Genomic DNA, 25,694 nt, shown 5'->3' on the forward strand with positions numbered 1-25,694 from the left:
AGTTTTTGTTTGATTTAAAAAGAGAATTTTTTTGTAGAATTTCGTTCTACCAAATTTGTTTTGATCACGACTGTTTTTGGCTTTTCAGAAGCTCTCTTTTTATCTAATTTGTTGATTAAAATTTCTGCTGCTGTAGCGCCCATAAGCTCACCATGCTGACTTACAGTAGTTAGTTTTGGACTAGAATGTCTCGCTAAAATTCCGTTTGAAAAAGAGACAACAGAAAAGTTTTGAGGGATTTTAAAACCTTTTTTTATAGCAATTTTCATGGCAGCTATTGCTGAAGATTCGTCGGTAGCAATAACAGCATCTATGGTGTTGTTGTCAAAGATAGGCTCTAAAATGCTCTCATACATTTTATAGTCTTCCTCTAAAATATCAATAATTAAATTTTTATTGACCGTTAGATTATTCTCTTCCAACCCTTTTAAATATCCGTGTTTTCTTTTTTCTCCAATTTTTAATTTACTAATTGTAGAAATAAACGCAATGTTTTTGCTTCCCGTTTTTACAAGGTGATTTACTGTATTTACAGCACCAATAAAATCGTCTGTAATTACCTTGTCGCAATCAATATCATCGGTTACCCGATCAAACATCACAATGGGAGTGTCATTATTAATCATTGCTTGTAAATGGGCATACTCATTCTTTAGAATGGTTTCTTCAGACAATGAAAGAATAAAACCGTCTATGATCCCGTTTGAAAGCATTTCAATGGTTTCTACTTCTTTGGTATAGGACTCGTTGGAAATACAAGAAATTATTTTATAGCCTTTGTCATTCGCTACCTTTTCAATTCCTTTAAAGGCCTGTGCAAAAAAGTAATTCAACATATTCGGAATAATGATTCCGATCGTTTTTGTTTGTCTATTCTTTAAACTTAATGCATTGAAATTTGGCTTATAATTGTTTTCTTTCGCAAATTTTTTTATTTTTTCTTTGGTGCTAATGCTAATCTCATAACTATTGTTCAACGCTTTTGAAACTGTTGATATAGATACGTTGAATTCTTTAGCGATGTCCTTAATAGTTAATCTTTTCATTGAAAATAGATAAGTTGGTAAATTACAAAAAACTATGTACAATCTATGTGAACAGCCTGCTGTTTTTTCTTTTTTAATTCAAAAATCAAATACGAAAATACGAATAAATATTCTAAAATAAGGAACCAGAAATTTTCATTCCATGGTGTATTTGCGTATGCCTGATAACTTAATATTATGCTAAGGCTCCAAACAATTGGAAAACGATATTTGGTAAAAACACACAAGAGAATCAATGTGGCTAAATACCATGGGTGCATTGTTGTAGTTGTAAAGTAGTAGAAAGTCAGCCCGAAAAGTAATGCTGGAATCAATGTTTTAAGCGTAGTATTCTTTCTAAAAAAAGTAATTCCTCCCAAAAACAAGAGGGTAAGTATCGGAATAATTCTTCCAATTATTGCGATTTCATTCCAACCTCTGAAAGCGTATCCGACTTCTCTAAAAAGGTAATAAAAACTCGCATTGAATTCAAATTTCTGAAACCATAACCCTACTGAATTCAAATAATTATTGACAAGTTCGGGAGTGTAAAATGGGAGAAAAAGCCCAATTGTAGTGATCAAAATAAGTGCGTAAAAAGCAAGTAGTTTTGCAAATCCTAAAGGCTTTGATTTTAAAGAATTCTCTTCCAGTTTATTTTTCTGAATTGTATTGGAAGGGGTTAAAAACCATTGATAAAATAGTGGTAAAAACAAAAGTGGAATTAGTTTCACCGAAATGGAACAAGCGATGAGAAGGGCAGCAATAATCCATTTTTTTCGTGATAATTGATACAAAGCCCAAACAAAAAAGAACAACATTATGGGTTCGAAATGCAAATTCCCAGTCATTTCAATAATAATAAAAGGATTCAAAAAGTACCAAAAAATAGCGCTAACTGGGAGGTTTAGTTTTTCTAAGAGTCTGCTTCCAAAATAGAGAATACCAATGTCTGCCAAAATAAGAATGACTCTTAAAACAAGTACAGATCCAAAGATACTTTTACTACTAAAGACCGCTGCAATTAGAAAAAAGAGTTGATGTAAAGGTGGGTAGTTGGTATAATGGCTTCCATTGAGTTCACCCATACCGTGATAGAGTGTTTTTGCTTCCGAAATGGGAGATCGTCCAAACTGAATAAATGTTTCAGGTAGTGAGAGGTAGGGATTGAGTCCTTCCAAAAGCATTCTTCCGTCCCAAATAAAGCGATAAAAATCTTGTGATAAATTGGGCATCTGAAAGAACAACACCAATCTAAAAAGGATGGCAATTCCAGCTAAGTCTTTAAAACGAAGATAGCTGTTGCCAATCAGTAAATAAAAACAAGTAAATAGTGAAATCCAAACGAACAATAACTGATAAAAATCCGTTCTTTCTATAAAATATCCTGAAAAAAAATAACCCAAACAACTTGTTAATAGTAGAAAAATAGCATGGTATTTAGCTACACGATTCATTATGCTTTTGAATAGACAGATTTGAAGAAAACATAACTAAATCCGATAAAAAGCATCAAGTGAAAAGGGAATAAACCAAAATCTCCTCCTTGGTCTCCAACGATAAAAGCACTGTACATTCCAAAGGCAAAATAGAGGACTAAAATCCCTTCAATAACTACATGTATTGAGGGCTTATTCTTGATGTAAATATTGCTTTTCCAACCGTCTTTAATGGTCTTGATATTAAATTTAGGTGTTCTTACAAATTCACTTTTCTTTCCAAAATGTCCCTCTAAAACAGCAATAGAATTGTGTAATGAAAAGCCCATCGCAATGGAAAAGAACGTAAAAAACAATCCAATGTATTTTACAAATTTCAAAAAGCCACCTCCGTAGGTTTTTTTGTACATGTACCAATAACAAATAAAGAAGATAACTGAGCTGATAACAAAGAAGCTCATCATATAAAAGTAGTTCTTTAGGTGCGCATATTCGTTTTTAATATACAACATGGGGATGCTCAACACTGCCACAATAAATACATTTAAAAACATGGAACTATTTAGTAGGTGCAAAACACTGTGAATTTTTGTTCGCAAGGGCAATCCTTTAGTTTTTAGAACCCTTCCTGCCATTTTTTGAAAATTCTCTGCGCCTCCTTTGTTCCATCGAAACTGTTGAGAACGCGCTGCACTAATGATGACAGGCAATTCTGCTGGAGTTTCTACATCTTCAAGATATTTGAATTTCCAGTTTTTTAACTGTGCTCTATAACTTAAATCTAGGTCTTCTGTAAGTGTGTCACCTTCCCAGTTTCCAGCGTCATATATGCATTCTTTTCTCCAAAGACCTGCTGTTCCATTAAAGTTGATAAAATGTCCTTTGCTATTTCGACCTACTTGTTCAAGGGTGAAATGTGCATCCAATGCAAACGCCTGAATTTTGGTAAGTGTTGAATAATTTCTATTGATGTGTCCCCAGCGAGTTTGTACAACACCAATTTTCTCGTCTTTAAAGTAGGGAACCGTTTTTAGTAGCCAATCTTCTTCGGGTAAAAAGTCAGCATCAAAAATGGCAATAAATTCCCCTTTTGTAGATTCCAACCCTTCTTTTAAAGCACCCGCCTTGAAGCCTTGTCTGTTGGTTCTGCAAATATGTTGAATGTCAACTCCTTGGGCTTGTAGTTTTTTAATTTGTAGGGAGGTGTTCAAAACCGAGACGTCCGTCGAATCGTCTAGTACTTGAATTTCTAATTTTTCTTTGGGATATTTTAATTGTACAATATTATTCAGCAGGCGCTCCATTACATACATTTCGTTAAAAACAGGCAGTTGTATTGTGATGAAAGGGACTTCCTCTGGATTTGATAAATCAAACTGAGGAGACTGATCTTCTTTTTTATGTGCAGATAAATAATTAAAAAGTAAGTTCAATTGTGCTAGTGAGTACATAAAAATTAGCACTAGAGAAATTGAATAAATGGCAATCGTAATGTATGCTAGAATCATTATTTAAAGCTATATTTAAAAATCCAAGTCAGAATCTTAATTCCTGCAAATATAGCACCTTTTACGGTCCCTGAAACTTTAGAGACGCCAATTCTATTTCTATATTTTACGGGAACTTCTTGATAGTGAAACTTTTGCTTTAAGGATTTAAGCTGCATTTCTACTGTCCATCCATAGGTCTTGTCCTCCATCTCTAAGCTGAGTAGTTTCTTGTATTTAATGGCTCTAAATGGACCTAAATCAGTAAAAGTGGCTCCAAAGAAAAGTTTCATCAAAGAGGTGGCTAGCCAATTTCCAAAAATTTGAGGTGTTGTCATAGCTCCTTTTTCTCGAAGTGCTTTCACTCTAGCTCCAATTACAATATCCATATTTTGGTGGATGATCGGTGCAATGAGTTCTACCAATTGTTCAGGGTAGTCAGAATAGTCACCATCCAAAAAAACAATAATTTCGGGGGTTGAGTTTTGTTGAGCGATGTAGTCCATCCCTTTTAGGCAGGCATATCCATAGCCTTTTCGTTGTTCTTGTAAAACGGTTGCTCCAGCATTTTTCGCATTCAATTCTGTAGCGTCTGTAGAATTGTTATTAATGACTATGATTTCATCAACAATTTCAGGAATATCCTTGATTACTTTTGCAATTGAATCTTGTTCGTTATGCGCAGGGATAATTACTTTTATGATTGGTTGCATGTACTGCCGTTTTTTTGTTGGGATTTCTATTCGGTAAAAGTACTAAGATTCGCTTTTATATCAACCCAGATTACCCCTCTTCTTTTCGGTCTTCTTCTGGTAGTTTTTATTTTTTATTGACAAGCTCCATCAAATCGACATTATTTCCCAATAGAATTTCAGTAGGGTTAATTCTTCCAGTTTCAGGGCCATTTTCAAGTTTTAATACACCTCTTGGACACACTGCTGCACAGATACCACAACCTACACAACTAGACCGTACAATATTTTCTCCCTTTTGTGCATAGGCTCTGACGTCGATTCCTTGTTCACAGTAGGTAGAGCAATTTCCACAGGAAATACACTGACCTCCATTGGTTGTAATTCTAAAACGTGATTTAAAACGTTGAATAAATCCCATATAGGCCGCCAGTGGACAACCGAAACGGCACCAAACACGATTTCCGAAAATAGGATAAAAACCTGTTCCAATGACACCTGCAAAAATTGATCCGATTAAAAACCCGTAAATATCTTGAATAGTTTGTGTTCGAATTCCAGCAATTTGATGTGCTCCTGAAAAGAAGCTGTACAAGGCAATTCCTGTCATTACCATCACAAAAATTAAAACGCTGTGAATTACAATTCGCTCCACTCTCCATGAAAGCAATGTTTTACTGGACAATTGTCGGTACGGGTCGCCTAAAGTTTCTGCCAATCCACCGCAACCACAAACCCAAGAGCAGTACCACCTTTTTCCAAAGAAATAGACCATCACAGGAACGATGACGAGGGTGAGTACAATTCCCCAAACTAAAATAAACAGTCCGAAAGTACCACTAGCCAACAACTCGTCTAAATTCCATTTGAAGAAAAAATCATAATCTAAAGGAAATGCATTTTTAAAATCGTACCACGGCTTTTCAAAACGGACCAAAATTTCGGGAATTAAAAAGGCAAATACGATTTGAAAAAACAAGACCGAAGTCGTTCTTAAAATTTGGTATTTGTTATGTCTGTATTTGATATACATTCTAACGGCCATCACTGTCATGACGGTACAGTATAAGAATCCATATAAAAACCATTGACTGGCAGCGTTTCCACTTATAAATTCGCTAATACCGTCAACCAAATACACCCAATTGACAATGAAATCGGGATAAAAATACAGCAAGACATAAAAGGTGACCAAAAACACAAAAGCAAACCAACCGATCCAACCACGATTTGTAGCAGCATTCAGAAAAACACCATCATTTTTGATTCCTGGTGGGCCCAAAGTGACGACATTAGGAATGATAAATAGCAATGCTCCCAGAATTCCCAGCCCAAAAGTGAGCATCCAGGCCCAGACTTTGTGTGTTTGGACAAAACCTTTTCCTGCTTTTTTTGCCAATTCAAAAGTTAAGGAATGGGGCTTTCCAAAAGTTTTAAATTGAAATTGTGCCGCTTTCTGACTCCAGTTTTTTTCTGAATTGTATTTCGAAATTAATTGATCATAAAATTCATTAGAAGTTGCATAGGCTTTTCGAACACGACTCGAAAAGGTGAAAATATTTTGATGATCGTTGGTGACGACTGCTTTTTGAAGTTCTGTTGCAAGAACTTCACTCTTATAGCCTTTTTCTTGAATATATGCATCTAATTCAGTTTTTGAAAGATTAAAGGAGCCTGTAAAAATGGATGCAGTAAAAAGAGATATTCCAATAAAAAAGAGGAGCAACCCAATGTTTTGTAGTGTTTTCATAGTTTAAAGACTATTAAATATTCTTTTCCAACTCTTTTTTTGCAACGAAATATTTGTGCCAAATTTGAGATTGAATTGATCGAGGATGGATGCTTCATGGATTTTGTAAAACTCAGGATCAAAATTGGCATCGGCTAGATGTTCCAATACAAATTCGATTGTTTTTTTTTGAGTCAACCACTGATCAAAAACTTCATGTCGCATTCGTATTCCGAAGGTGTTGATTCCTAGAAAAAGATGTGAATCTCTATCATATGAAACAGTCAAGCATTTGTTTTCTTGAGGGTGCTTCCATTGAAAATGTGCTTCGTTTTCTTGTTTGGATTGCTCATTAAAAACCCAACCATAAGTTTGATATTCAATGTCTAAAAATTTGGCAGAATTGAACCAATGCCCCGGTTTGTATTCAGTTTTTGTGTTGCAAATGGTTTGAGCTAGTGTTTCGCCCATCATGCGTCCAGTATACCAAACCGCTTCAATAGCTCTTCTATTTCCAATGGCTTCTTGCTGTTCTGCACAATCTCCAATAGCATAGACTCCATCGATATTGGTTTCTAAAAAGCGATTGACCAATACACCTTTATTGGTTGCTATTTTTGATTGTTTGATGAAATCGATATTTGGTGAAACTCCCGCTGTTAAACCGACTACACTACAGGCAATTTCTTCGCCTGTTTCATCAATGATAATTGAGGAAACACCTCCATTTGGGGCTGCTTTAATTTCTCTCAAATTGACTCCTAATCGCAAATCGATGTGATGCTCTAGGATGTGATGATTGATCATTTCAGATTCTTGAGTAGGTAAAACTCCGTTCCAAAAACTGTTCTCTCTTACTAAAAAAGTAACGGGAATATTCCTACTTCTAAGCATTTCTGCCAATTCAATACCAATCAATCCACCCCCAACAATGACAGCCCTCTTACAAACTTCGGCATTTGGAGCATATTTTTCTAATTGTTCTAAGTCTTGTTTATGGTACATCCCCAGCACACCCTTTGAATCTTGTCCTTAGCCAACCAAATTTATTTGGTTTTGATCCCGTTGCAAGAATCAGCTTATCATAGGTCAGCGTAGAAGCTTTATCAAAAAATAAGGTTTTTTTATCAGTATCAACAGAAGTCACAAAACCTTGTTTCAAATTGAGATTGTTTTTTTTCCAAAACCAATTTTCATAGGGTTGGGTATGTTCAAACTTGAGATGCCCCATATAGACATACATGAGTGCAGTTCTTGAAAAAAAGTAAGGACTTTCTCCCGATACAATCGTAATTTTTTTATCAGATAATTTCCGAATATGCCTTGCAGCAGTTATACCAGCAATCCCATTTCCAATAATAACTATGTGTTCCATAAATTGTACGTTGTGGTATTTCTGACCAAGTCAAAGTTACTAACTTTCAGATGGGTAAAAAAATATGTTTCAATCTAAATTTATTTTTCAATCCGAAACGAGTTCAGATTGTCATGTCTTTATCTTCAGAAAATCTCTTCCAATTAAATAGTCTATTTTTGAAAGGATATGAAACAATTTCAACTTCTTTTTCTCGTCATATGTTTTTCGTGCAATTCTCAACACCAAAAAATCAATGGTGTTAGTTTTGTTGCCTCTAAAGATTCAATAACGAGTGAGCATGTTCAGCCTGTTTTAAATGTGCATAGCAATTATGTAGCATTAATGCCCTTTGGTTTTCTCCAAGAGTTGAATTCACCAATAGTCCTGTTCAATACTCACCGACAATGGTTTGGTGAGACCCAAAAGGGATTGCTGCAATATGCTGAAAAATTTCAAGAAGAAAAAGTAGGGATCATGGTAAAACCTCAGATTTGGGTTTGGAGAGGAGTTTTTACAGGAGACATCAACATGGATTCTGAAGAACAGTGGACATTTTTTGAGAATTCTTACAGCGATTTTATACTTACCTATGCCAAAACAGCTCAGGATATGGGAGCGGAAATTTTATGTATTGGAACAGAATTAGAACAATTTGTGCTAACTAGACCTGTCTATTGGAAAAGATTAATTAAAGATATTCGAAGGATTTACAAAGGAAAATTGACCTATGCCGCCAATTGGAATGAGTATTTAGAGGTGTCTTTTTGGAGTGAATTGGATTATATTGGAATCGATGCCTACTTTCCATTAAGTGATGAGAAATCTCCAAGTATTTTGGATTTTGAGAAGGGATGGGAACCTCACAAAAAAGACATTTTAGAGCTTCAGCAAAGAGTGAAGAAGCCGGTCTTATTTACAGAGTTTGGGTATCGAAGTGTTAATTATAATGGGAAAAAGCCATGGGACTCGAGACGAGTAGAAGGGGCGGTTAATTTTGAAGCACAATCAAATGGCTTACAGGCAGTGTACAATCAATTCTGGAATGAAGATTGGTTTGCTGGTGGTTTTATTTGGAAGTGGTTTCATGTCAATGATGCTGCAGGTGCTGAGAATAACAATAGATTCACACCTCAAAACAAGCCTGCAGAAGATGTGATTAAGAAAACCTACAAACAATAATTCTTAGATAAAACATAAAATTTCAAAACATGACAAATGTTTTAAAATAAGAAAAAAAAGAATTTTAAATTTGAGAAACGTTTAAAAACACTCTCATGAAAAAGATTATTGTACCGATAGATTTTTCCAAACATTCTGAATATGCTTTAAAAACAGCAGCATTATTTGCGAAGAAAAGCAAGGGGACTGTTTATGCTCTGCACATGCTGGATCTTCAAGAAATTTCACTTTCTGAAAGTTCAAGTTATCAGCATGAAAAAGCAGTTTTTTTCTTAAAAATGGCAGAAAAAAAGTTTAAAGATTTTTTGAATAAAGAGTATTTACAGGGGTTGAAAGTGGTTCCAATAATCAAACATTATAAGGTATTTAGCGAAATTAATGCCATCGCAGAAGAGGTCAAGGCTGACCTAATTGTCATGGGCTCTCATGGGGTAAGTGGGTTGAAAGAATTTTTTATAGGTTCGAATACAGAAAAAGTTGTTCGGTACTCGAATTTACCCGTTCTAATTGTGAAAAATGAAGTAATGAACTTGGATTTTTCTGATGTTGTTCTAGCCTCGGATTTTTCTGAAAAAAGTATTCCAACATTTCAAAAAGCATTACAAACATTAGATTTATTAAATGCTAGATTACATATTCTATATGTGAATTTGCCTACAGAAGAGTTTAAATCAACTGCAGAAATGGATGCAATGGCAAATATCTTTTTGTTAAAAGCAGAAGGGAATGTCGATCGGCTTGTCAACGTAAATTTTGTTTGTGATCGAACAGTTGAAAAAGGAATTTTGAATTTTTCAAATGTAATTGGTGCCGATTTAATTGCTGTAATTACCCATGGTAGAAAAGGATTGGCTCATATTTTTGGGGGAAGTATTGCAGAGGATGTTACAAATCATTCCACCTTACCAATCATTACCTTTAAAATCTGAACAGCTCCTTTAAAGATAACACACGGATTTTATATCCCCATTATTTTAATTCTATTATTTTTTAAAGAACTATGGCTTCTTTAGAATTTTTTAGCCAATAGATCTCTAATTTCGGTCAACAATTCCTCTTGGGTAGGTTTTTTGGGTGCTGGAGGAACCACTTCTTCTTTTTTCTTGGTTTTATTGTAGGTTTTTACCATGACGAACACCACAAAACCAACAATGATCAAATTCATAATACTATCTAGCCAAGCTCCGTAAAGAATTGCATTTTCTGGCGTGATGATCTTTCCAGAAGGGTCAATTACAGCCTCTGATAAAATTTGTTTTTTGTCTGCAAAACTAATGCCTCCAGTAAAAATTCCAACAAATGGCATCACTATATGGGTTACAAATCCTTTTGCTACTGCTCCTATGGCACCTGCCATGATGAAGGCAACAGCAAATTCGATAACATTTCCTCCCGTAATAAATTTTTTAAATTCAGTAAACATATTCTTTTTTAAATTGATAAACGTATGGCAATATATAAAATAATATTTATTGTTTAAAAATTTTATGAACCCTTTGAGAAATTCCAGTTAAAGTTTCATACGGAATGGTTGTTGCAATGTCAGCAATTTCTTGGATCATTTGTTGACTGTTAAATACAGTTACTTCATCCCCTTCGGTACACTCAATTTTAGTGACATCCACCATGATCATGTCCATACAAACATTTCCAATAATTTTTGCTTTCTGATTTTGAATCAATACATTTCCTTTCTGGTTTCCTAGTTTTCTAGAAATTCCGTCTGCATGCCCAATGGGGATGGTAGCAACGAGTGTTTTCTTTTTGGCTACAAAAGCTCTGTTATATCCTACTGTTTGTCCTAGTTCAATACTGTGAATTTGAGAAATAATGGATTTTAAATTATGTGTGTTTTTAAGTTGCTTTGTTTCGATAGGATCATTTCCAAAACCGTACAATCCAATTCCAATTCGCACCATATCAAACTGAGCTCTGGGATAGTTGAGAACCCCTGAAGTATTTAATAGGTGAAAAATAGGTGTGTAGTCTAAATGCTTTTTAAATTCTTCTACAATATGTGTAAAAAGACCAATTTGATTTTCTGTAAATTTTTGTTCTTCGAGATCTTCACTAACCGCCAAATGAGAGAAAAGAGACTGAATTTTGAGTTGTTTCGTGTTTTTAAAAAAAGCTAAAACTTCAGGAATGTCAGACTCAGAAAACCCTAATCTATTGAGTCCTGTATTGAATTTTAAATGGATAGGATAGTCCGATAATGAGTTTTCTTTTGCAATTTTTAAAAAGGCATTTGCGATTTTAAAATGATAAAGGTTGGGCTCTAAGCAATACGACAGCATGAGTTCTAAATTGGGGATCTGAGGATGCAAGACCAAGATGGGAGTTTGAATTCCAGCTTCACGCAGTGCGACTCCCTCATGTGTATAGGCTACTGCAAAGTAGGCTACTTTTTTTTCTAAAAATTTCGCAATTTGTACTCCGTCACTTCCATAGCCAAATGCTTTTACAACAGCTAAGATTTTGGTTTCTTGATGTAGTTTTTGTTTGAAATACTCAAGGTTATGTTCAAGCGCTTTTCCGTCTATTTCTAAAACAGTGACATGGTGGTTCATTTTTGCTAAACGTCTTTAGAATCCGTAGTTTCTTTTTGTTGTTTTTGGATTGCTTTGTAGTAGGCAGCTCTACTTAAAGGCTCATATTCTTCTGTTTCTCCCAACATTACGATAGTGTCATTCTGTGCTTTTCGGAAGCTATAATGAGCTGGATTCCCTGTGTGTGTGCAAACAGCGTGAACTTTGGTTACATATTCAGCAGTTGCCATCAATGCAGGCATAGGGCCAAAAGGATTTCCTTTAAAATCCATGTCCAAACCAGCAACAATCACACGAATTCCTCGATTTGCTAAATCATTACAAACTGCAACAATTTCATTGTCAAAAAACTGAGCTTCATCAATCCCTACCACATCTACATCATTGGCAAGCAAACGAATGTTTGATGCAACTGGAACGGGCGTGGAACGAATTCGGCTGTCATCGTGAGAGACCACTTCCTCTTTGTCATAACGAGTGTCTACAGCAGGTTTGAAAATTTCGATACGTTGTTTCGCAAATTGAGCACGTTTCAACCTTCGGATTAACTCTTCCGTCTTACCAGAAAACATAGACCCGCAAATTACTTCTATCCAACCAAATTGTTCTGTATGATTTACTGTATTTTCAAGAAACATTTTGTAATTTTAGGCTTTTAGTTTTTTAATTTTACGTTATTTTGATAAATAACAAATTTAAGGATATTTCCTAGGAAAAAATAAATTCAAGATACAACTTATGCACAAAAGATTAGAAGCCGAATTAGTAAGTCTGGCACATGACATTTTACAAATGAAAAATAGAGAGGATGTCTTTGCACTCGCCGAAAAAGCGAACCTAATCTCAAGCACACTTTCAATGTTGGCGTTTGTCGAGAACTATGTAAACACGACTCCTAATTTAGATGCTACCAAAGAGGAATTGATTTCTAAAGTGGAAAAAGCCTTTGAAAATAAGGCGATACAAGAAGCTGTAGAAGATGATTTAATAATCAAACATCAATTAAATGCTAAAGAAGATGAAATTCCTGAAGCAGCAATTATCGAACAAGAAGTTTTAGGAAATGATGCAATCTTGAAGAAAGATACTGCTTCCCAAATAGAAGAAGTACCGATTTTAGAACAACCTTTTGACGACTTAGAAGCTGTTTTATTTTCTTCTGAGGAGCAAGCTGAAGACTCTATAGAAGATACTGAAGAAAGTAATAGTATTACTTTGGAAGAAGAATTGAAAGATACTTTTCCAGTAGACATGATGGCTAATTTATTTGAATCAGTGCCTTCTAAATCCTTAAATGATACTCTTACGAACAATATTCAAATAGGATTAAATGATCGAATAGCCTTTGTAAAGAATTTGTTCAATGGTAGTCAAGAAGATTTTAATAGAGTTGTATCTCAATTAAATTCCTTTAAAACAGAAAAAGAAGCCAGAAAATTCATTAATAAAATGGTGAAACCCGATTATCACTGGGAAGAACAGGAAGAATTTGAAGTTCGTTTTATGGAGATTATTCAAAGAAAATTTCTCTAAAACAGCATCTCCTTGAAACCAATTTTAATCCATACTCATTTCCACAAACGAAGAACAGGAGTCACTAGAAGTATCGAGAATGTATTTTCGTATTTTGCGACAACTTATGAATCGTATGTCTATGGGAATACGGTCAATGCACCCAAAATTGGCGTCTTGAAACTCGCTTCACTATTGTTTTCTAAAAGAAAAGTTGTGGTGCATTGTCATCGAAACAATGAGATTCTTAGACTGTTATTCTTTCGTATTTTGGGAGCAAAATTTAAACTTCTCGCGACGCGTCATGCAGAAAGTCCTCCGTCCAAATTTACCTTATTCCTGCTTCGAAAAGCAGATACTGTAATTACACTGGTTCAGAGTATGAGTGAAAACTTAGGATTTGAAAATACGGTTGTTGGGCATGGGGTCTTAGTTGATGCATTTGTGCCAAAACCAGAGCGTTCTCTTCATACGATATCACAGCAAAACCTTATTATTTGTGTGGGAAGAGTCCGAGAGGCTAAAGGACAAAAAGTGTTGTTAGAGGCTGCAAAAGTTTTGAAAAATTATCCCCAATGGGCATTGGTAATTGTTGGAAAAGTAGATAAGCCTGATTTTTTAGAGGAATTGAAGCGCATTGCAAAAAACCATGCGATCCAAAACCAAGTATATTTTAGAAAAGAAACACCAGAAATTATAACGTATTATCAAGCAGCAAAAATTGTAATTGCACCTAGTTTTTCTGAAGGATTCTCTTTGGTTACCGCGGAAGGAATGTCTTGTGGTTGTACTGTAGTTGCAACCGAAAATGTTGGTGTACACTCTTCTTTGATCAGTCATTCCAAAAACGGTTATCTTTTTGAAGCTGGAAACAGCAAAGAATTGGAGCAATTGTTAGCCCAATTGCTTGAAGAAAAAATTCCTTTAGTAGGGATACAAGCCAGAGAAGAGATTGTTAAAAATTGGAGTGCACAAAAAGAAGCTGCACAGTTAATGCAACTATATCAAAAATAAAATAATGAAGAACGTCGCTTTTTTACTGATTTCTGTTTGTTTTTTAGCAGGTTGTAAATCGACTTATCAAATTCAAAAATTTCAATCCTCAAATACACCAGCTGCACCAAATTATGAGGAAGCACAAAACTGGGCTGTGTTGCCTCATACTTATTCTGACGATTTAAAAGCATTTTCTGCCGAAGACATTACGGGCTTAAAAGTAGACGTTTTTTATGTATACCCCACGTTAAATACTGCCGATGAAGACCTTCGTTGGAATGTCCCCATTGATGATGGTATTCAACAAAAGAAAGTTTTACAAAAAGCCGTGTTGTTTCAAGCATCAGCTTTTACAAATGTTGCCCAGCTATACGTTCCCTATTATCGGCAAGCGCATTTACGCTCGTATCAAAGGTTAGACGAAGGAGGGAAGCAGGCACTTTTACTTGCCTATTCGGATGTGAAAAAAGCTTTTGAAACCTATTTAAAAAAATTCAATAATGGCAGACCCATAATTCTCGCAAGTCACAGTCAGGGTTCTACGCACACCAAATTTTTATTACGAGATTTTTTTGACAACAAGCCTTTGCAAAATCAATTGATTGCAGCTTATGTAGTAGGTACGGTTATTAAATCTGATCAATACCAGAGTTTAAAACCGATGACATCGCCCAACGAGGTTGGAGGCTATGTAGGTTGGAATACTTTTAGGAAGGGCTATTATCCGAAGAATAAAAATTTTTATAAAGGAAGTGTGACCACGAATCCTATTACATGGGATGCTGCAAAAACAACAGTGCTCAATCAGCACAAAGGCTTTTTGTATTCAAACAAAAAAGTCTATTCAAAAGCCTTGAAAATTGAAGTAACTGATGGGTTAATTTGGTCGACAAATCCTAAATTTCCAATGCGTTTTTTTATGTCTTTTATGAAAAATTACCATGTGGGAGACCTCAATCTTTTTTGGCAAGACATTCGTGAGAATGTAGCCCTAAGAACGAAGACTTTTTTAGAAGAATATTAATTGATTTTCGATTTTAATTCGGTGATTACTTTTTTGCTATTTCCAATAAAAATTTCATTGTCAACTATAAAAACAGGTCGTTTTAAAAAAGTGTATTCCTCTAAAAGGTGCTTTTTGAAATCAGCTTCAGAAAGTGATTTATTTTTCAAATCCATTGATGCATACAACTTTGCACGTTTGTTAAATAGTGCTTCATAACTTCCAGAAAGGTGGTGCATCGTTTCCAATTGTGATAATGTCACAGGAGTTGTTTTAATTTCTTGTTGTTCAAAATTGGCAGTGTTTACTTCTTTTAAAATACGTCTGCAGGTATCACAAGTTTGTAAAAAATAGACTTTCCTCATTATTTATAGTGTTATATTTACCGTTCAAAATTAAGCATAAAAATGAAATTACAATTCGATGTTTTAAAGAAATCACGCGCCTTGCTTTTAAAAGAGTTGGACGGGTTGACATTAGATCAAATTCATGCAATTCCAGCAGGATTTAAAAACAATATTGCGTGGAACGTTGCACATTTAGTCGTTACACAACAATTGTTACACTACAAATTGTCGGGACTGAATTGCTTGTGCCCAGACGATCTTATTGAGGGCTATACCAAAGGAACTGCCCCTAAAAAACCGTTTACAGAAGAAGAATTTGAGGAGGTGAAAGACCTTTTAATCGGTTTGCCAGATACCTTAGAAGAAGATTTTGAAGCAGGTATTTTTGAAACCTACCACACTTATCCAACTAGTACAGGGATTGTATTGGACTCTATAGAAATTGCCTTGGCTTTTAATAATTTCCACGAGGGAATTCACTATGGAATTATTAGGTCAATTAAGAAGTTTCTCTAAAAACAAGCGATTTTTTTATAAAATCTTTTTGAAAGTTTTATCTCGATTTTCAGAACCTGAATCATACCATAGCTTTAAAAAATGAAATTCAATACCAAAACAATACACGGAGGTCAACAGCCAGAAAAATCGTCAGGAGCTGTCATTCCTCCTGTTTTTTTGAGTTCCACGTACGCACAATCCAGTCCTGGAGATCACAAAGGGTATTCTTATTCTAGAGGAGGAAATCCGACAAGAACTGCCTTGGAAGATAGTTTTGCTGCCATTGAAAGCGGAACTCATGGATTTGCTTTTTCCTCTGGATTGTCTGCGATTGACTGTGTATTGAGACTGTTGCATCCAGGAGATGAAATCATTACTGGGGACGATCTGTATGGAGGTACTTATAGATTATTTACAAAGCTCTTTAAGAAATACGGTCTTATTTTTACCTTTGTAGACATCAGCGATACAGAGAGTATTACCAATGCAATTAGCGAAAGAACAAAATTAGTTTGGTTGGAAACTCCCACCAACCCAATAATGAAAATTGCAGATATTCAAGCAATTTCAACAGCTGTAAAAGAACGCAATTCATCGATTTTAGTAGCTGTAGACAATACCTTTGCAACACCCTATTTGCAGCAACCTTTAACTTTGGGTGCTGATATCGTAATGCATTCAGCAACGAAGTATCTCGGTGGGCATTCTGATATTATTATGGGGGCTTTGATTGTTAAAGATGCTCAATTGGCAGAAGAGATTCATTTTATACAGTTTGCAGCGGGAGCTATAGCGGGTCCAATGGATTCTTTTTTAGCACTAAGAGGGATTAAAACCTTGCATATTCGGATGCAACGCCACTGTGAAAATGGGAGAGATGTTGCCAATTTTTTGAAAAATCATCCAAAAGTTGGAAGGGTCTATTATCCAGGTTTTGAAAATCATCCTAGTCATGAGATTGCCAAAAAGCAAATGAAAGATTTTGGAGGGGTGGTTTCTTTTCATTTAAAAGAGGATACCCAAGAAGCTACTTTTCGCTTTTTAGAAAATACCCATCTATTTACATTGGCAGAATCCTTGGGCGGTGTTGAAAGTATGGTAAATCATCCAGCAACTATGGCTCATGCCTCGATTCCGGAAGTAGAACGGTTGAAAATTGGGGTTACAGATTCCCTCATTCGACTGAGTGTTGGAATTGAAGATATTGAAGATCTTTTGCAAGATTTGGAGCAGGCTTTAAATGCTTAATCGTTCAATCGAAATACAGGGTTTAAATAATAGTTGGGACGTAGCGTTAAATCTTCATCCTTAAAATAAATAATTTTTTCAGGCAATCTCCTTTTAAGATAATTTCCGGTATCCCAGACATTATTTTTATTGCGGTCTTCAATTGCTCGAATGATATATTCCATAGGTTCTAGGAGGTCGTATACAATAGTAGTAGAGTTTGTTGTAAAGTCTCGCTGTACTAATTCTAATTTGGAATTCAACAATTCGATAATGTAGTTTTTAGAAGCTGGATTGTTAACCGTTAAAGTTATTCTTCCATAATCTTCAATTTCGATGGTTTTTACACGATACTTCAAGGAATCATTTTTGAAATCATAAATATCAGAGAAAGCTTCTGGTAAAAAGGAAATATTGTAGGTTTGGACAGGTTTTTTTTCAAAAACAAGTGCCAATTTATTTTCCTTAGTATTCAGAATACTTTTGAAGTTGACTGCAAGCGTGTCTTTGTCGATTATCGAAATTTTTGTTGTATCGATTTGAACAAGGGGATTGTTGGTTCTCAAAAAGAAGGTGTCTCTAAAATGCATCAATCCTTTGGTTGCTCCAGTGATACTCAAAGTGTCTAATTGATTCTTTCGAAGTTTTACTGTAACGGTATCTTTAAGATTTTCATTGGAGATGATGAAATTTAAAGAGTCTGCCTCAAAAGGTGTAAACCAGTAGTTTAGAGTATCCTTTTCTTTTTCAAATTTTGAAATACTTTGAAAGTGTGGGGGAACCTCAGAAAGTACTTCAATTTGGATGTCTTGGTGTTTACCACGAAACGGAAAAATTAGTTGTCCTTTTTTGAGTTCTTTTGCTCTACCAAATTTAAATTCAAGGTTTTCTTTGAAAACCCATATTGGGTCTTGAAGAATACTGTCTTTTGGAAGTTGAATAGTGTCAGGATAAAAGCCAATTTCATCCATCTGTGGATCAAAAAGATAATCATTGACCGACTCCTTTAGTGCCACTAATATGTAGCGCCCTTTTTGAACATTAGAAAAATTAAAATGGATAGAGTCTGTAGTTGTGGTAACGTAATTTGGTTTTTCACGATACACAATCGAATCTGTATAAGCACTATCGATGCGATAGAGTAGTACATTAAAATCGCTGTTGGGCTTGTTTAATAGCACATCCTTAATTGTTCCTTTAGATTCAAGAGAATCAATATAACTTCCAGTTGAAAAAACATATTTAAAACGTTCTAAAGGATTGCTTTCATTGTTATCTTCAATGGCGTTTCCAAAGTTAAAAATATAGGTGGTATTTTTAGATAAGGTGTCTAGAATTTTTATTTCGATGAATTTACTGGCATATCCTTGTGGAGAAATAATGGGGGGGTATTTCATTGGAGGAGAGATCACTAACTGTTTGTTCAAATCTTTCAATTTGATAAACTCGTTAAAAGATAATTTGATCTTTTTTTTGTCAAAAAACAGATTTTCATAAGGAGGTGAGGCAGTCACCATTAATGGTGCTAATTCATCTTTGGGACCTCCGTCAGGTCTACTGGTTCTTGCACAGTTGATCAAAAGGGCTGTAAATATGACGAAAAGTGTATATGAAATCGAATTTTTCAAGAGGAATTATTTTGTTACAAATAAACAATTTATTTTTTAGTTTTTACTGTTAAACTTGTGCTGAGCACGAAAGGGTTAAAATACTAATTTTTATCTTTTGCGTTTTTAGTAATTCTTTGCAGCATGCTTCTAGAGTTGCTCCAGTAGTGATTACATCGTCGATTAATAAAATATGTTGGTTTTCAAAAACTTTAGTATGGGTGATAGAAAAACGTGTATCGACATTTTTAAATCGTTCATATCGATTTTTAAAGGTTTGGGTTTTGTTCGCACTGATTTTTACAAGGAAGTTTTCTTTTAAAGGGATTTGTAAATGAAAACTGAGTCTTTTGCCAAATTTAGTAAGTTGATTGTAACCTCTTTCTTTCAATCTTTTCGAGTGAAGTGGAACTGGAACAATGCAATCAATCTCTGAGAAATGCTTGTTTTCTAGGATAAGTACTCCCAACCAATCCCCCAGAAATTCGCCAATCTGTTCATTTCCCCTATACTTTAGTTCGTGAATGAGTTTTTTTGTTTTTCCTTCTTTGGTAAACCTTAAAAGGGTATTTGCCTCTTCGATGGAAATTCTTCCGTAAAATTTTTCAACAATCGGGTTATTGCAGGCGTCCTTAGAGTAAATCACTGGTAAATCGTGACGGCAAAGAGTACAAGCGATGGCTTCATTTTGCAGGAGTGGAAGTTCGCATATTGCACAGGTATTGGGATAAAAGAGGTTGATGAGGTTTTTCAAGAACTGCATCTTTTTTTAAGGAAATATACTAAAAAACTTTTATTGAGGGAGTTTTAAACGAATTCGTCCTCGACTTGTATATTGGTTTTTTGGAAAAAAAACTTCCATTTATTTTTCTTGAAAAACTTAATCAAACGTTTATCTTTGCCCTCATTATGGCAAAACAAGAAGATCAATTTAAGAAAGTACTCTCGCATGCAAAAGAATACGGATATGTATTTCAATCTAGTGAAATATATGACGGTTTAAGCGCAGTGTACGACTACGCTCAAAATGGAGTTGAGCTTAAGAAAAATATACGAGATTATTGGTGGAAAGCCATGGTGCAGATGCATGAAAATATTGTAGGAATCGACGCCTCAATTTTAATGCACCCAACAACTTGGAAAGCCTCAGGTCATGTTGATGCGTTTAACGATCCATTGATTGACAATAAAGATTCTAAAAAGCGCTACAGAGCAGATGTTCTTATTGAAGAATATTGTGCTAAAATTGAAGCGAAAATAGAGAAGGAAGTAGACAAGGCAGCAAAACGCTTTGGAGATGCCTTTGATAAAGAGGAATTTGTTACTACTAATGGAAGAGTTGTCGGGTATCAAGAAAAAATCAAGAGCATTCTTGCTAGAATGGGTAAATCGTTGGAAAGTGAAGATTTAGCCGATGTAAAAGCATTGATTGAAGAGTTGGAAATTGCTGATCCACTAACGGGATCAAAAAATTGGACCGATGTCAAACAATTCAATTTAATGTTTGGAACTAAGTTGGGAGCTTCTGCAGAGACTGCAATGGATTTGTATTTACGTCCAGAAACTGCACAGGGAATTTTTGTAAACTTTCTAAATGTTCAAAAAACGGGGAGAATGAAAATCCCTTTTGGAATAGCACAAACCGGAAAAGCTTTTCGAAATGAAATTGTTGCAAGACAATTCATTTTTAGAATGCGTGAGTTTGAGCAAATGGAAATGCAGTTTTTTGTAAAACCAGGTACTCAAAAGGAATGGTATGAGCAGTGGAAAGAAACGCGTTTGAAATGGCACCTTTCTCTAGGAATGGGTGCAGAGAACTACCGTTTTCATGACCATGAAAAATTAGCGCATTATGCAGATGCAGCAGCAGATATTGAATTCAAGTTTCCTTTTGGATTCAAAGAATTGGAAGGGATTCATTCGCGTACCGATTTTGATTTAAAAGCTCACGAAGAATATTCTGGAAAGAAATTGCAATATTTCGATCATGAAGAAAATAAAAGTTACACTCCTTATGTTGTAGAAACCTCTATTGGTTTAGATAGAATGTTTTTAGCTGTTTTTTCAAATTCGTTACAAGAAGAAGCATTAGACAACGGAACGTCCCGTACGGTTTTAAAATTACCCGCAATTTTAGCTCCCTTCAAAGCAGCTATTTTTCCGTTGGTTAAAAAAGATGGTTTGCCAGAAGTTGCCCGTGCAATTATGGACGACTTTAAATGGGATTTCAATGTTTTTTATGATGAAAAAGATGCTGTAGGGAAACGCTATCGGAGACAAGATGCAGCAGGGACTCCCTTTTGTATTACAGTAGATCATCAGACCCTAGAAGACAACTCTGTAACGATTCGATTTCGAGATACGATGGAGCAAAAAAGAGTGAAAATTTCTGAAGCAAAAGATATCATTGAAGCTGCTGTTGCCGTAAAAGGCTGGTTAAAAAAAATGGAATTCTAAAGGAAATTGACTGATAAAAAAAACCTCACTAAAATTTAGTGAGGTTTTTTTTATGCGTTTTTGTTGCGTTAAAATCTCCAACCTAAATTGACACCCAAACGAGGTACAATAATCGGTGAGTTTGCACTGAATAAATTTCGTCCAATTCCTCCAAAGATGTCTACGACCAGACCACCTTCAGAAGTGTATTTAGATCCAACAGCAATTCCTAAAGCACCGTCAGAATATTTTTCATAAATAGTACCTGTTTCGTCAATGGATTTTATTTTGGTATACCCAGTACTGTATCCAAAAAAAGCTTCTCCAAAGAGATTCCAAGTTTTATCTGCAGTAAAATAATGCCTAAAATAAGGGGTAAACATACTTTCCTCATTGTATCTGAAGTCAGATGATTTTTTTTCAAAATTGTACAAACCAGAAATTCCTACCGAAGAATCTCCACTGAGGTAATATTCGTAAGAAATATCGATGGTTTTTATTACGAGTGCATTTCCGATATTTAACTTTACTTCTTGTTGAGCAGCTGCATGAGTTGCAACTAGAAAGGTTAAAATTGACAATATTTTTTTCATTTCCTTTTATTTTCTACAAATCTACTGAATTTAATAGAATGATTAAAATCTGTAGCCCACAGAAATACCCATACGTCCAATTATATCATTATAATCATTTTTGATGAAATTTCTACCAACACCCAACAAAACTTCTGTTGTAAATCCTTGTTTTGAAACAAATTTGCCACCTACAGAAACACCAAGACCAAATCCAGTCTCGTATTTATGATGGTTAATCTGAAAAATCCCAGTGTCTTTTGCAGAGAATAACATTCCAAAACCTTCAACAAAAAATCCTCTTGCAAAATGTCCAGAAAAATAGCGTCGGTAATAGGGTGTTAAAGCAAATTTTAAATCTGAAATATCTGAATCGGTGTTTAAGGTTGTTGAAATTCCAAAAGAAGACTCTTGGTCTATAAGTCTTTCGTAAGAAAAATCTATCCACTTTGCAACTAATAAAGTCAACGCATTAATTTTAAGTTCGTGCTTTTTGTTTACATCTTGAGGAAATTTAGGCGCTTCCTCTATTGTTTTTTCTTGTGAAAATGCAAGTCCACTGATCAATAGGCATAGCATTACAGTGATTTTCTTCATAGTGTTTTAAATTTATGTTATTTTATTAAGTGCAACAAGTATACCAAAAAAAACTCAAAAAATAGCTTTTAACTGGACACTTCCTGTATGAATTGTTTTAGAATCTTCACTTTTTCTACCTAAATAACTAACACTTAGATTCAGAATTGTATTGATTTTATGGTTCAAAAGAAGGTTCCATGTATAATTCCTTCCCGCTTGCAATCCTTCCAGCATTTGATAGGCAACCGGACTTTGTTGGTTTCCGTTATAATTATTAAGAAAAACCGTTCCATTAGCAGAGATTTGATTTTTCTTTTCACTACTATAAAAATAGTCAATGCCAAATTTATGTTGTTGCAAGGTTTCAAAATTTTGGGATGTATTTTCCTTATTTTTAAAGTGGTAGAATGTAGAAAAACGATGGTCTTTATGATATAAGAATGAAATTTTTGGGTGTAACTCTTTGGAACGAATTTTGAAATTTCTGTTATTGAAGTTTTCAGTAAGCAGCTCATGAACTCCTTGTTTCCCCATCAGTTCTATCAACCAGAAATTTGAAAATTTATGACTAAAATCTATTTGTGTTAGATGATTGTTGTTTTCCATGGCTTCCAATAAAAAATTGTTGCTTGTTTTTAGAATTCCCAATTGTAAGTGTAGCGCTATAGTTTTGTAAATTTCGATTCAAATACAGTTGGTTTCTAAAACTGTAGTTGAGTCCAAGTAATTTATCTTCGTTAAAATCGAAGGGATTGAAATTAAACGAGGTGCCAACCCGTTCTTGTTCATTGTTTACGGTCAAAAATATTTGATTGCTCAAATGAGACAGGATCTTTTGAAATCCATCTTTGCCACTCCATTTGTTGAAGTTGATTCCAATCGATTGCTTCCATTTGGCACTTTGTGTGGCAATAAAACGCAAGTTGGGTAAAGGAATTCTCAAATAGGATGCTTGGTCTTGAAATTGTGCAATTTCAAATTCGTCAAAATCTTGGACTCCATCAGAATTATAATCAATCCAGGTATAAAACCCCTGTCCAATCTCTGTTTTTACGTAGATGTAATCTTGTCGTGCGATGTTTCCTGAAGAAGTTTCATAGGCAATATTGAAATTGACAAAATCTACTAGAAGTTTTTGTTGATACATCACTTTTGAGCTGAGTGATTTCTCATTTTGACGAAAGGCATTCTTTGTCATTCGATAATTGGCATAGACAGACAATTGGGTATTTTTGTTTGCAATAAGTTTTGAGTTGAAATAGAAGGTTTTTCGATGGTTGATTTCTGTAAATTGGTTCAATTTGATACTGTCGTTATTTCTGTAGTTGTACCCAAATTTCGAAAATACTGTCGCGGTATCTCCAATTCCAAAATAGGTCTCATATTCTTTAAACTGATGACTGGTATTGATGTATTCTTGATTGTTGTCTTTTCTACTGTTTTTTTCTAGCTGTGTATATGCTCCTGCCCAACTTTTTGAGAATTGATGTTCTACGGTTGCTTTAGCTCTTAAAAAGGAGTTGTTTTCTTCAGAAGAACTGTTTTTTAATAGACTTGCATCTGCAGAAAAGCTTGTTTGATGGAGCCGAATTTTCGATTGTATCTCATGCTTGTTTCCCTTGAATGAATTGTCATAGCTCAGATTGTTGTATTGGTAAAACACAAAATCTTTTTTTTTGTTTTGCAAAGTAAAATTTGACTGAAAGTAGTTTTTTGTTGCATTATTGGTCAAAAGATTCCAATCCCTATTGAATTCTACAGGTTCCCATCCTTGTTCTGTATTAAAGTTTTGTTGAACGTACTCGTGATTAATAGTGCTTTTTAATTGCCATTTTTTATCTATTAGAATTTGTTGCCAACCAATTTTGGCTGCGATGGCCTTATTTTCAGTGTCATCTATGGTAGAAAATAAATTTGCATCGTTGTTACTCAAGGCAATTTCCGATTGAATTGTAGTTTTTTTGTTAGGGTTATAGTCTGATTTCACTACAAAAACCTGTACTTTGGATGGAGCTACGAGTTTTATAATGGGATTGTAGTCCCCTAAATTGATTCCTACATATTCATAAATATTGCCAGAGCTTACGGTTCTAGATAAGATATAATCTCCTTTGTTGCTCCCCACATTGGTAAATCGTACGGTGTACAAATCTTCTATCGGGTTGGTAGAATATTCAAAAAATTCTATGGCACCGCGGATCGATTTTTTGTACAATACTTTGTTTTCAGAATATTCGTCGAGGAAAGCACTTTCAGAAACCATTAAGTCTGTATTGTTTCCTGCATTTGCCAATATTTCCTTTTGATTTTCTGACAATACTTGTTGTAAAGGTTGATTTTTCGCATCATTTTCACTGTAAAAGTAACCGCTAATATTAAGTTTTTCGCTGGTATACTTGGCTTGTTCATAGGTCACAAAACGAGTGTAATTTCTATCTGAATATTGAAATTCAACCCAAATTCGCATGTCATTCGTAATAGGAAAAGTGGTATTAAAAGTGATTTCGGAAAGGTTATAATCAATTGTATACTCTTTGTTTTCGCCAGCTTCTATTTTCACGCCATTCACATAAACACTTTCGCTGTTAGCAATCATTACAAAGGCAGGTTCATTATTTGGTCCTAATATTTTATAAGGTCCTTGGTTACCTTCATTTCCGACCAAAGTAAACGTGTTGAACTTTCCTCTAACTACAGCTCCAGAAGCACCAATTTTTAAGTTCTCATTTACTTGTGCTTCTATTTCTAGTCCTGCGATTTGTTTTGAAAAGGTCATGAAATAACTTTCGTTGTTTTGCAAACTAATATCTCCAGCTTTAACTCGCCAATTTTTACTGTATAGTTCAATGAAAATTCTATCAAAATCTGTGATATTTTGAGAGTATCCATTTTCTTGTAAAGGGATATTGGTGTCGAAAATATTGGCACGAACACTTACTGAATTCGAAATTTTACCGGAGATCTCTAAATCTAAGGCAGAGTTGGTAACTGCATTTTGATTGTTTCCTGAGGTAATTCCTCTGGTAAGGAACCCTTTGGTTTCCAAACCATTAAAAAGAGGTGTAATGCTCGCTTTTTTATTGGTCGTAAAACTATAGAGTTTCCCCGTGTTGGTATTGTTTGGAACAATTCGATTCTTATCGAACGGTGTGTAGACTTTGGTGATAAATTCTGGAAATCGAAAATATTCTACTGTAATTTCAGAATGTATTTTCGAATCAATGATTAAAAGAGCTTTTAAAAAATTGATTTGATATTCTTGTGGGTCGATTATATGTTGTTTTGCATCTAAAACCCTAAATTTCTGTGAGTTGATAGCTACAGAGTCTATTTGTATACTGTCGGTTAGAATGTTGAATTTTGTACGTCTAAAATCTTTGGATACAATCTGTGATTGGATGGAAAATCCAAGTAAAAGTAGTATTAGTAGAAGTAGTTTTTTATACATATTGGGATGATG

General features: G+C 34.7%; 23 protein-coding genes and 1 pseudogene. 8 read left to right on the plus strand and 16 right to left on the minus strand.

The genetic code is table 11. The features are described from left to right. Positions 1-14 precede the first annotated feature (14 nt). The 6 genes and pseudogenes from RRF69_RS07330 to RRF69_RS07355 all read right to left on the minus strand — a co-directional run bounded on the left by RRF69_RS07330 (position 15) and on the right by RRF69_RS07355 (position 7,747). The gene (locus tag RRF69_RS07330) at positions 15-1,046 is read right to left on the minus strand and encodes a LacI family DNA-binding transcriptional regulator (RefSeq protein WP_316939182.1); all 1,032 of its coding nucleotides are present in this window, start codon (positions 1,044-1,046) and stop codon (positions 15-17) included. 32 nt (positions 1,047-1,078) lie between these two features. Next, complete coding sequence (locus RRF69_RS07335; protein ID WP_316939183.1) at positions 1,079-2,482, minus strand: mannosyltransferase; 1,404 nt, start codon at positions 2,480-2,482, stop codon at positions 1,079-1,081. Beyond that, the gene (locus RRF69_RS07340; protein WP_316939184.1) at positions 2,482-3,972 is read right to left on the minus strand and encodes a glycosyltransferase family 2 protein; all 1,491 of its coding nucleotides are present in this window, start codon (positions 3,970-3,972) and stop codon (positions 2,482-2,484) included. Before RRF69_RS07340 ends, RRF69_RS07335 begins: the two co-directional genes overlap by 1 nt. Further along, the gene (locus RRF69_RS07345; protein WP_316939185.1) at positions 3,972-4,664 is read right to left on the minus strand and encodes a glycosyltransferase family 2 protein; all 693 of its coding nucleotides are present in this window, start codon (positions 4,662-4,664) and stop codon (positions 3,972-3,974) included. Before RRF69_RS07345 ends, RRF69_RS07340 begins: the two co-directional genes overlap by 1 nt. Before the next feature lie 106 nt (positions 4,665-4,770). Continuing rightward, on the minus strand, positions 4,771-6,393 hold the full coding sequence (locus RRF69_RS07350) for a 4Fe-4S binding protein (RefSeq protein ID WP_316939186.1): 1,623 nt from the start codon (positions 6,391-6,393) through the stop codon (positions 4,771-4,773). A gap of 3 nt (positions 6,394-6,396) precedes the next feature. Further along, positions 6,397-7,747: pseudogene (locus tag RRF69_RS07355) on the minus strand (NAD(P)/FAD-dependent oxidoreductase). Between the two features lie 168 nt (positions 7,748-7,915). On the opposite strand from RRF69_RS07355, the gene RRF69_RS07360 reads away from it, so the two are divergent. Both RRF69_RS07360 and RRF69_RS07365 read left to right on the plus strand, forming a co-directional pair. Further along, positions 7,916-8,908: a glycoside hydrolase family 113 gene (locus RRF69_RS07360; RefSeq protein WP_316939187.1), complete on the plus strand. Its 993-nt coding sequence runs from the start codon at positions 7,916-7,918 to the stop codon at positions 8,906-8,908. A 95-nt stretch (positions 8,909-9,003) separates the two neighbouring features. After that, on the plus strand, positions 9,004-9,837 hold the full coding sequence (locus tag RRF69_RS07365) for a universal stress protein (RefSeq protein WP_316939188.1): 834 nt from the start codon (positions 9,004-9,006) through the stop codon (positions 9,835-9,837). 80 nt (positions 9,838-9,917) lie between these two features. On the opposite strand, the gene mscL is transcribed toward RRF69_RS07365, so the two are convergent. The 3 genes from mscL to RRF69_RS07380 are packed head-to-tail and all read right to left on the minus strand — an operon-like array spanning position 9,918 to position 12,095. Further along, positions 9,918-10,331 carry a large conductance mechanosensitive channel protein MscL gene (gene mscL, locus RRF69_RS07370; RefSeq protein WP_316939189.1) on the minus strand — a complete coding sequence of 138 codons (414 nt, stop codon included), beginning with the start codon at positions 10,329-10,331 and terminating at the stop codon, positions 9,918-9,920. Positions 10,332-10,377: 46 nt separating this feature from the next. Further along, entirely contained in the window at positions 10,378-11,478 is a 1,101-nt protein-coding gene (gene alr / locus RRF69_RS07375; protein WP_316939190.1) for an alanine racemase, read from the minus strand. Positions 11,479-11,483: 5 nt separating this feature from the next. Further along, positions 11,484-12,095, minus strand: coding sequence for a thymidine kinase (locus RRF69_RS07380; RefSeq protein ID WP_316939191.1), 612 nt, complete (start codon positions 12,093-12,095; stop codon positions 11,484-11,486). Positions 12,096-12,195: 100 nt separating this feature from the next. Between RRF69_RS07380 and RRF69_RS07385 the strand changes: the two genes are divergently transcribed. The 3 genes from RRF69_RS07385 to RRF69_RS07395 are packed head-to-tail and all read left to right on the plus strand — an operon-like array spanning position 12,196 to position 14,989. Then, the gene (locus tag RRF69_RS07385) at positions 12,196-12,990 is read left to right on the plus strand and encodes a hypothetical protein (RefSeq protein WP_316939192.1); all 795 of its coding nucleotides are present in this window, start codon (positions 12,196-12,198) and stop codon (positions 12,988-12,990) included. Between the two features lie 12 nt (positions 12,991-13,002). After that, positions 13,003-13,983 (plus strand): glycosyltransferase family 4 protein, encoded by a 981-nt coding sequence (locus RRF69_RS07390; protein ID WP_316939193.1) that lies wholly within the window; start codon positions 13,003-13,005, stop codon positions 13,981-13,983. A 4-nt stretch (positions 13,984-13,987) separates the two neighbouring features. After that, entirely contained in the window at positions 13,988-14,989 is a 1,002-nt protein-coding gene (locus RRF69_RS07395; protein WP_316939194.1) for a DUF3089 domain-containing protein, read from the plus strand. Here the strand turns inward: RRF69_RS07395 and RRF69_RS07400 are convergent. Then, positions 14,986-15,333, minus strand: a complete 348-nt coding sequence (locus tag RRF69_RS07400; protein ID WP_316939195.1) for an arsenate reductase family protein — start codon at positions 15,331-15,333, stop codon at positions 14,986-14,988. The genes RRF69_RS07395 and RRF69_RS07400 overlap by 4 nt on opposite strands. Positions 15,334-15,375: 42 nt before the next feature. Between RRF69_RS07400 and RRF69_RS07405 the strand changes: the two genes are divergently transcribed. Next, a complete protein-coding gene (locus RRF69_RS07405) occupies positions 15,376-15,831 on the plus strand; it encodes a DinB family protein (RefSeq protein WP_316939196.1) in 456 nt (151 codons plus the stop codon). Positions 15,832-15,912: 81 nt separating this feature from the next. Then, positions 15,913-17,061 carry a cystathionine gamma-synthase gene (locus RRF69_RS07410; protein WP_316939197.1) on the plus strand — a complete coding sequence of 383 codons (1,149 nt, stop codon included), beginning with the start codon at positions 15,913-15,915 and terminating at the stop codon, positions 17,059-17,061. Here the strand turns inward: RRF69_RS07410 and RRF69_RS07415 are convergent. Next, positions 17,058-18,668 carry an Ig-like domain-containing protein gene (locus RRF69_RS07415; RefSeq protein ID WP_316939198.1) on the minus strand — a complete coding sequence of 537 codons (1,611 nt, stop codon included), beginning with the start codon at positions 18,666-18,668 and terminating at the stop codon, positions 17,058-17,060. The genes RRF69_RS07410 and RRF69_RS07415 overlap by 4 nt on opposite strands. A gap of 49 nt (positions 18,669-18,717) precedes the next feature. Next, positions 18,718-19,410 carry a ComF family protein gene (locus RRF69_RS07420; protein WP_316939199.1) on the minus strand — a complete coding sequence of 231 codons (693 nt, stop codon included), beginning with the start codon at positions 19,408-19,410 and terminating at the stop codon, positions 18,718-18,720. Positions 19,411-19,556: 146 nt separating this feature from the next. Here RRF69_RS07420 and RRF69_RS07425 point away from each other — a divergent pair, with 146 nt between their 5' ends. Continuing rightward, positions 19,557-21,104, plus strand: coding sequence for a glycine--tRNA ligase (locus tag RRF69_RS07425; protein WP_316939200.1), 1,548 nt, complete (start codon positions 19,557-19,559; stop codon positions 21,102-21,104). A 68-nt stretch (positions 21,105-21,172) separates the two neighbouring features. On the opposite strand, the gene RRF69_RS07430 is transcribed toward RRF69_RS07425, so the two are convergent. The 4 genes from RRF69_RS07430 to RRF69_RS07445 are packed head-to-tail and all read right to left on the minus strand — an operon-like array spanning position 21,173 to position 25,682. After that, positions 21,173-21,676 carry a DUF3575 domain-containing protein gene (locus tag RRF69_RS07430; RefSeq protein WP_316939201.1) on the minus strand — a complete coding sequence of 168 codons (504 nt, stop codon included), beginning with the start codon at positions 21,674-21,676 and terminating at the stop codon, positions 21,173-21,175. A 42-nt stretch (positions 21,677-21,718) separates the two neighbouring features. Beyond that, positions 21,719-22,252 (minus strand): DUF3575 domain-containing protein, encoded by a 534-nt coding sequence (locus RRF69_RS07435; protein ID WP_316939202.1) that lies wholly within the window; start codon positions 22,250-22,252, stop codon positions 21,719-21,721. A gap of 54 nt (positions 22,253-22,306) precedes the next feature. Further along, positions 22,307-22,840 (minus strand): hypothetical protein, encoded by a 534-nt coding sequence (locus RRF69_RS07440; RefSeq protein ID WP_316939203.1) that lies wholly within the window; start codon positions 22,838-22,840, stop codon positions 22,307-22,309. Next, positions 22,803-25,682 (minus strand): hypothetical protein, encoded by a 2,880-nt coding sequence (locus RRF69_RS07445; protein ID WP_316939204.1) that lies wholly within the window; start codon positions 25,680-25,682, stop codon positions 22,803-22,805. The genes RRF69_RS07440 and RRF69_RS07445 overlap by 38 nt, the downstream gene beginning before the upstream one ends. Between the last annotated feature and the right edge of the window lie 12 nt (positions 25,683-25,694).

The sequence above is a fragment of the Polaribacter sp. HL-MS24 genome (assembly GCF_032758595.1).
Lineage (GTDB): Bacteria > Bacteroidota > Bacteroidia > Flavobacteriales > Flavobacteriaceae > Polaribacter.

Coding starts and splice junctions, on each gene's coding strand:
- RRF69_RS07445 (WP_316939204.1), bottom strand. CDS start 25,682: ATGTATAAAAAACTACTTCTACTAATACTACTTTTACTTGGATTTTCC.
- RRF69_RS07410 (WP_316939197.1), top strand. CDS start 15,913: ATGAAATTCAATACCAAAACAATACACGGAGGTCAACAGCCAGAAAAA.
- RRF69_RS07340 (WP_316939184.1), bottom strand. CDS start 3,972: ATGATTCTAGCATACATTACGATTGCCATTTATTCAATTTCTCTAGTG.
- RRF69_RS07330 (WP_316939182.1), bottom strand. CDS start 1,046: ATGAAAAGATTAACTATTAAGGACATCGCTAAAGAATTCAACGTATCT.
- RRF69_RS07405 (WP_316939196.1), top strand. CDS start 15,376: ATGAAATTACAATTCGATGTTTTAAAGAAATCACGCGCCTTGCTTTTA.
- RRF69_RS07380 (WP_316939191.1), bottom strand. CDS start 12,095: ATGTTTCTTGAAAATACAGTAAATCATACAGAACAATTTGGTTGGATA.
- mscL (WP_316939189.1), bottom strand. CDS start 10,331: ATGTTTACTGAATTTAAAAAATTTATTACGGGAGGAAATGTTATCGAA.
- alr (WP_316939190.1), bottom strand. CDS start 11,478: ATGAACCACCATGTCACTGTTTTAGAAATAGACGGAAAAGCGCTTGAA.
- RRF69_RS07365 (WP_316939188.1), top strand. CDS start 9,004: ATGAAAAAGATTATTGTACCGATAGATTTTTCCAAACATTCTGAATAT.
- RRF69_RS07345 (WP_316939185.1), bottom strand. CDS start 4,664: ATGCAACCAATCATAAAAGTAATTATCCCTGCGCATAACGAACAAGAT.
- RRF69_RS07420 (WP_316939199.1), bottom strand. CDS start 19,410: ATGCAGTTCTTGAAAAACCTCATCAACCTCTTTTATCCCAATACCTGT.
- RRF69_RS07400 (WP_316939195.1), bottom strand. CDS start 15,333: ATGAGGAAAGTCTATTTTTTACAAACTTGTGATACCTGCAGACGTATT.
- RRF69_RS07350 (WP_316939186.1), bottom strand. CDS start 6,393: ATGAAAACACTACAAAACATTGGGTTGCTCCTCTTTTTTATTGGAATA.
- RRF69_RS07335 (WP_316939183.1), bottom strand. CDS start 2,482: ATGAATCGTGTAGCTAAATACCATGCTATTTTTCTACTATTAACAAGT.
- RRF69_RS07430 (WP_316939201.1), bottom strand. CDS start 21,676: ATGAAAAAAATATTGTCAATTTTAACCTTTCTAGTTGCAACTCATGCA.
- RRF69_RS07440 (WP_316939203.1), bottom strand. CDS start 22,840: ATGGAAAACAACAATCATCTAACACAAATAGATTTTAGTCATAAATTT.
- RRF69_RS07395 (WP_316939194.1), top strand. CDS start 13,988: ATGAAGAACGTCGCTTTTTTACTGATTTCTGTTTGTTTTTTAGCAGGT.
- RRF69_RS07385 (WP_316939192.1), top strand. CDS start 12,196: ATGCACAAAAGATTAGAAGCCGAATTAGTAAGTCTGGCACATGACATT.
- RRF69_RS07360 (WP_316939187.1), top strand. CDS start 7,916: ATGAAACAATTTCAACTTCTTTTTCTCGTCATATGTTTTTCGTGCAAT.
- RRF69_RS07425 (WP_316939200.1), top strand. CDS start 19,557: ATGGCAAAACAAGAAGATCAATTTAAGAAAGTACTCTCGCATGCAAAA.
- RRF69_RS07435 (WP_316939202.1), bottom strand. CDS start 22,252: ATGAAGAAAATCACTGTAATGCTATGCCTATTGATCAGTGGACTTGCA.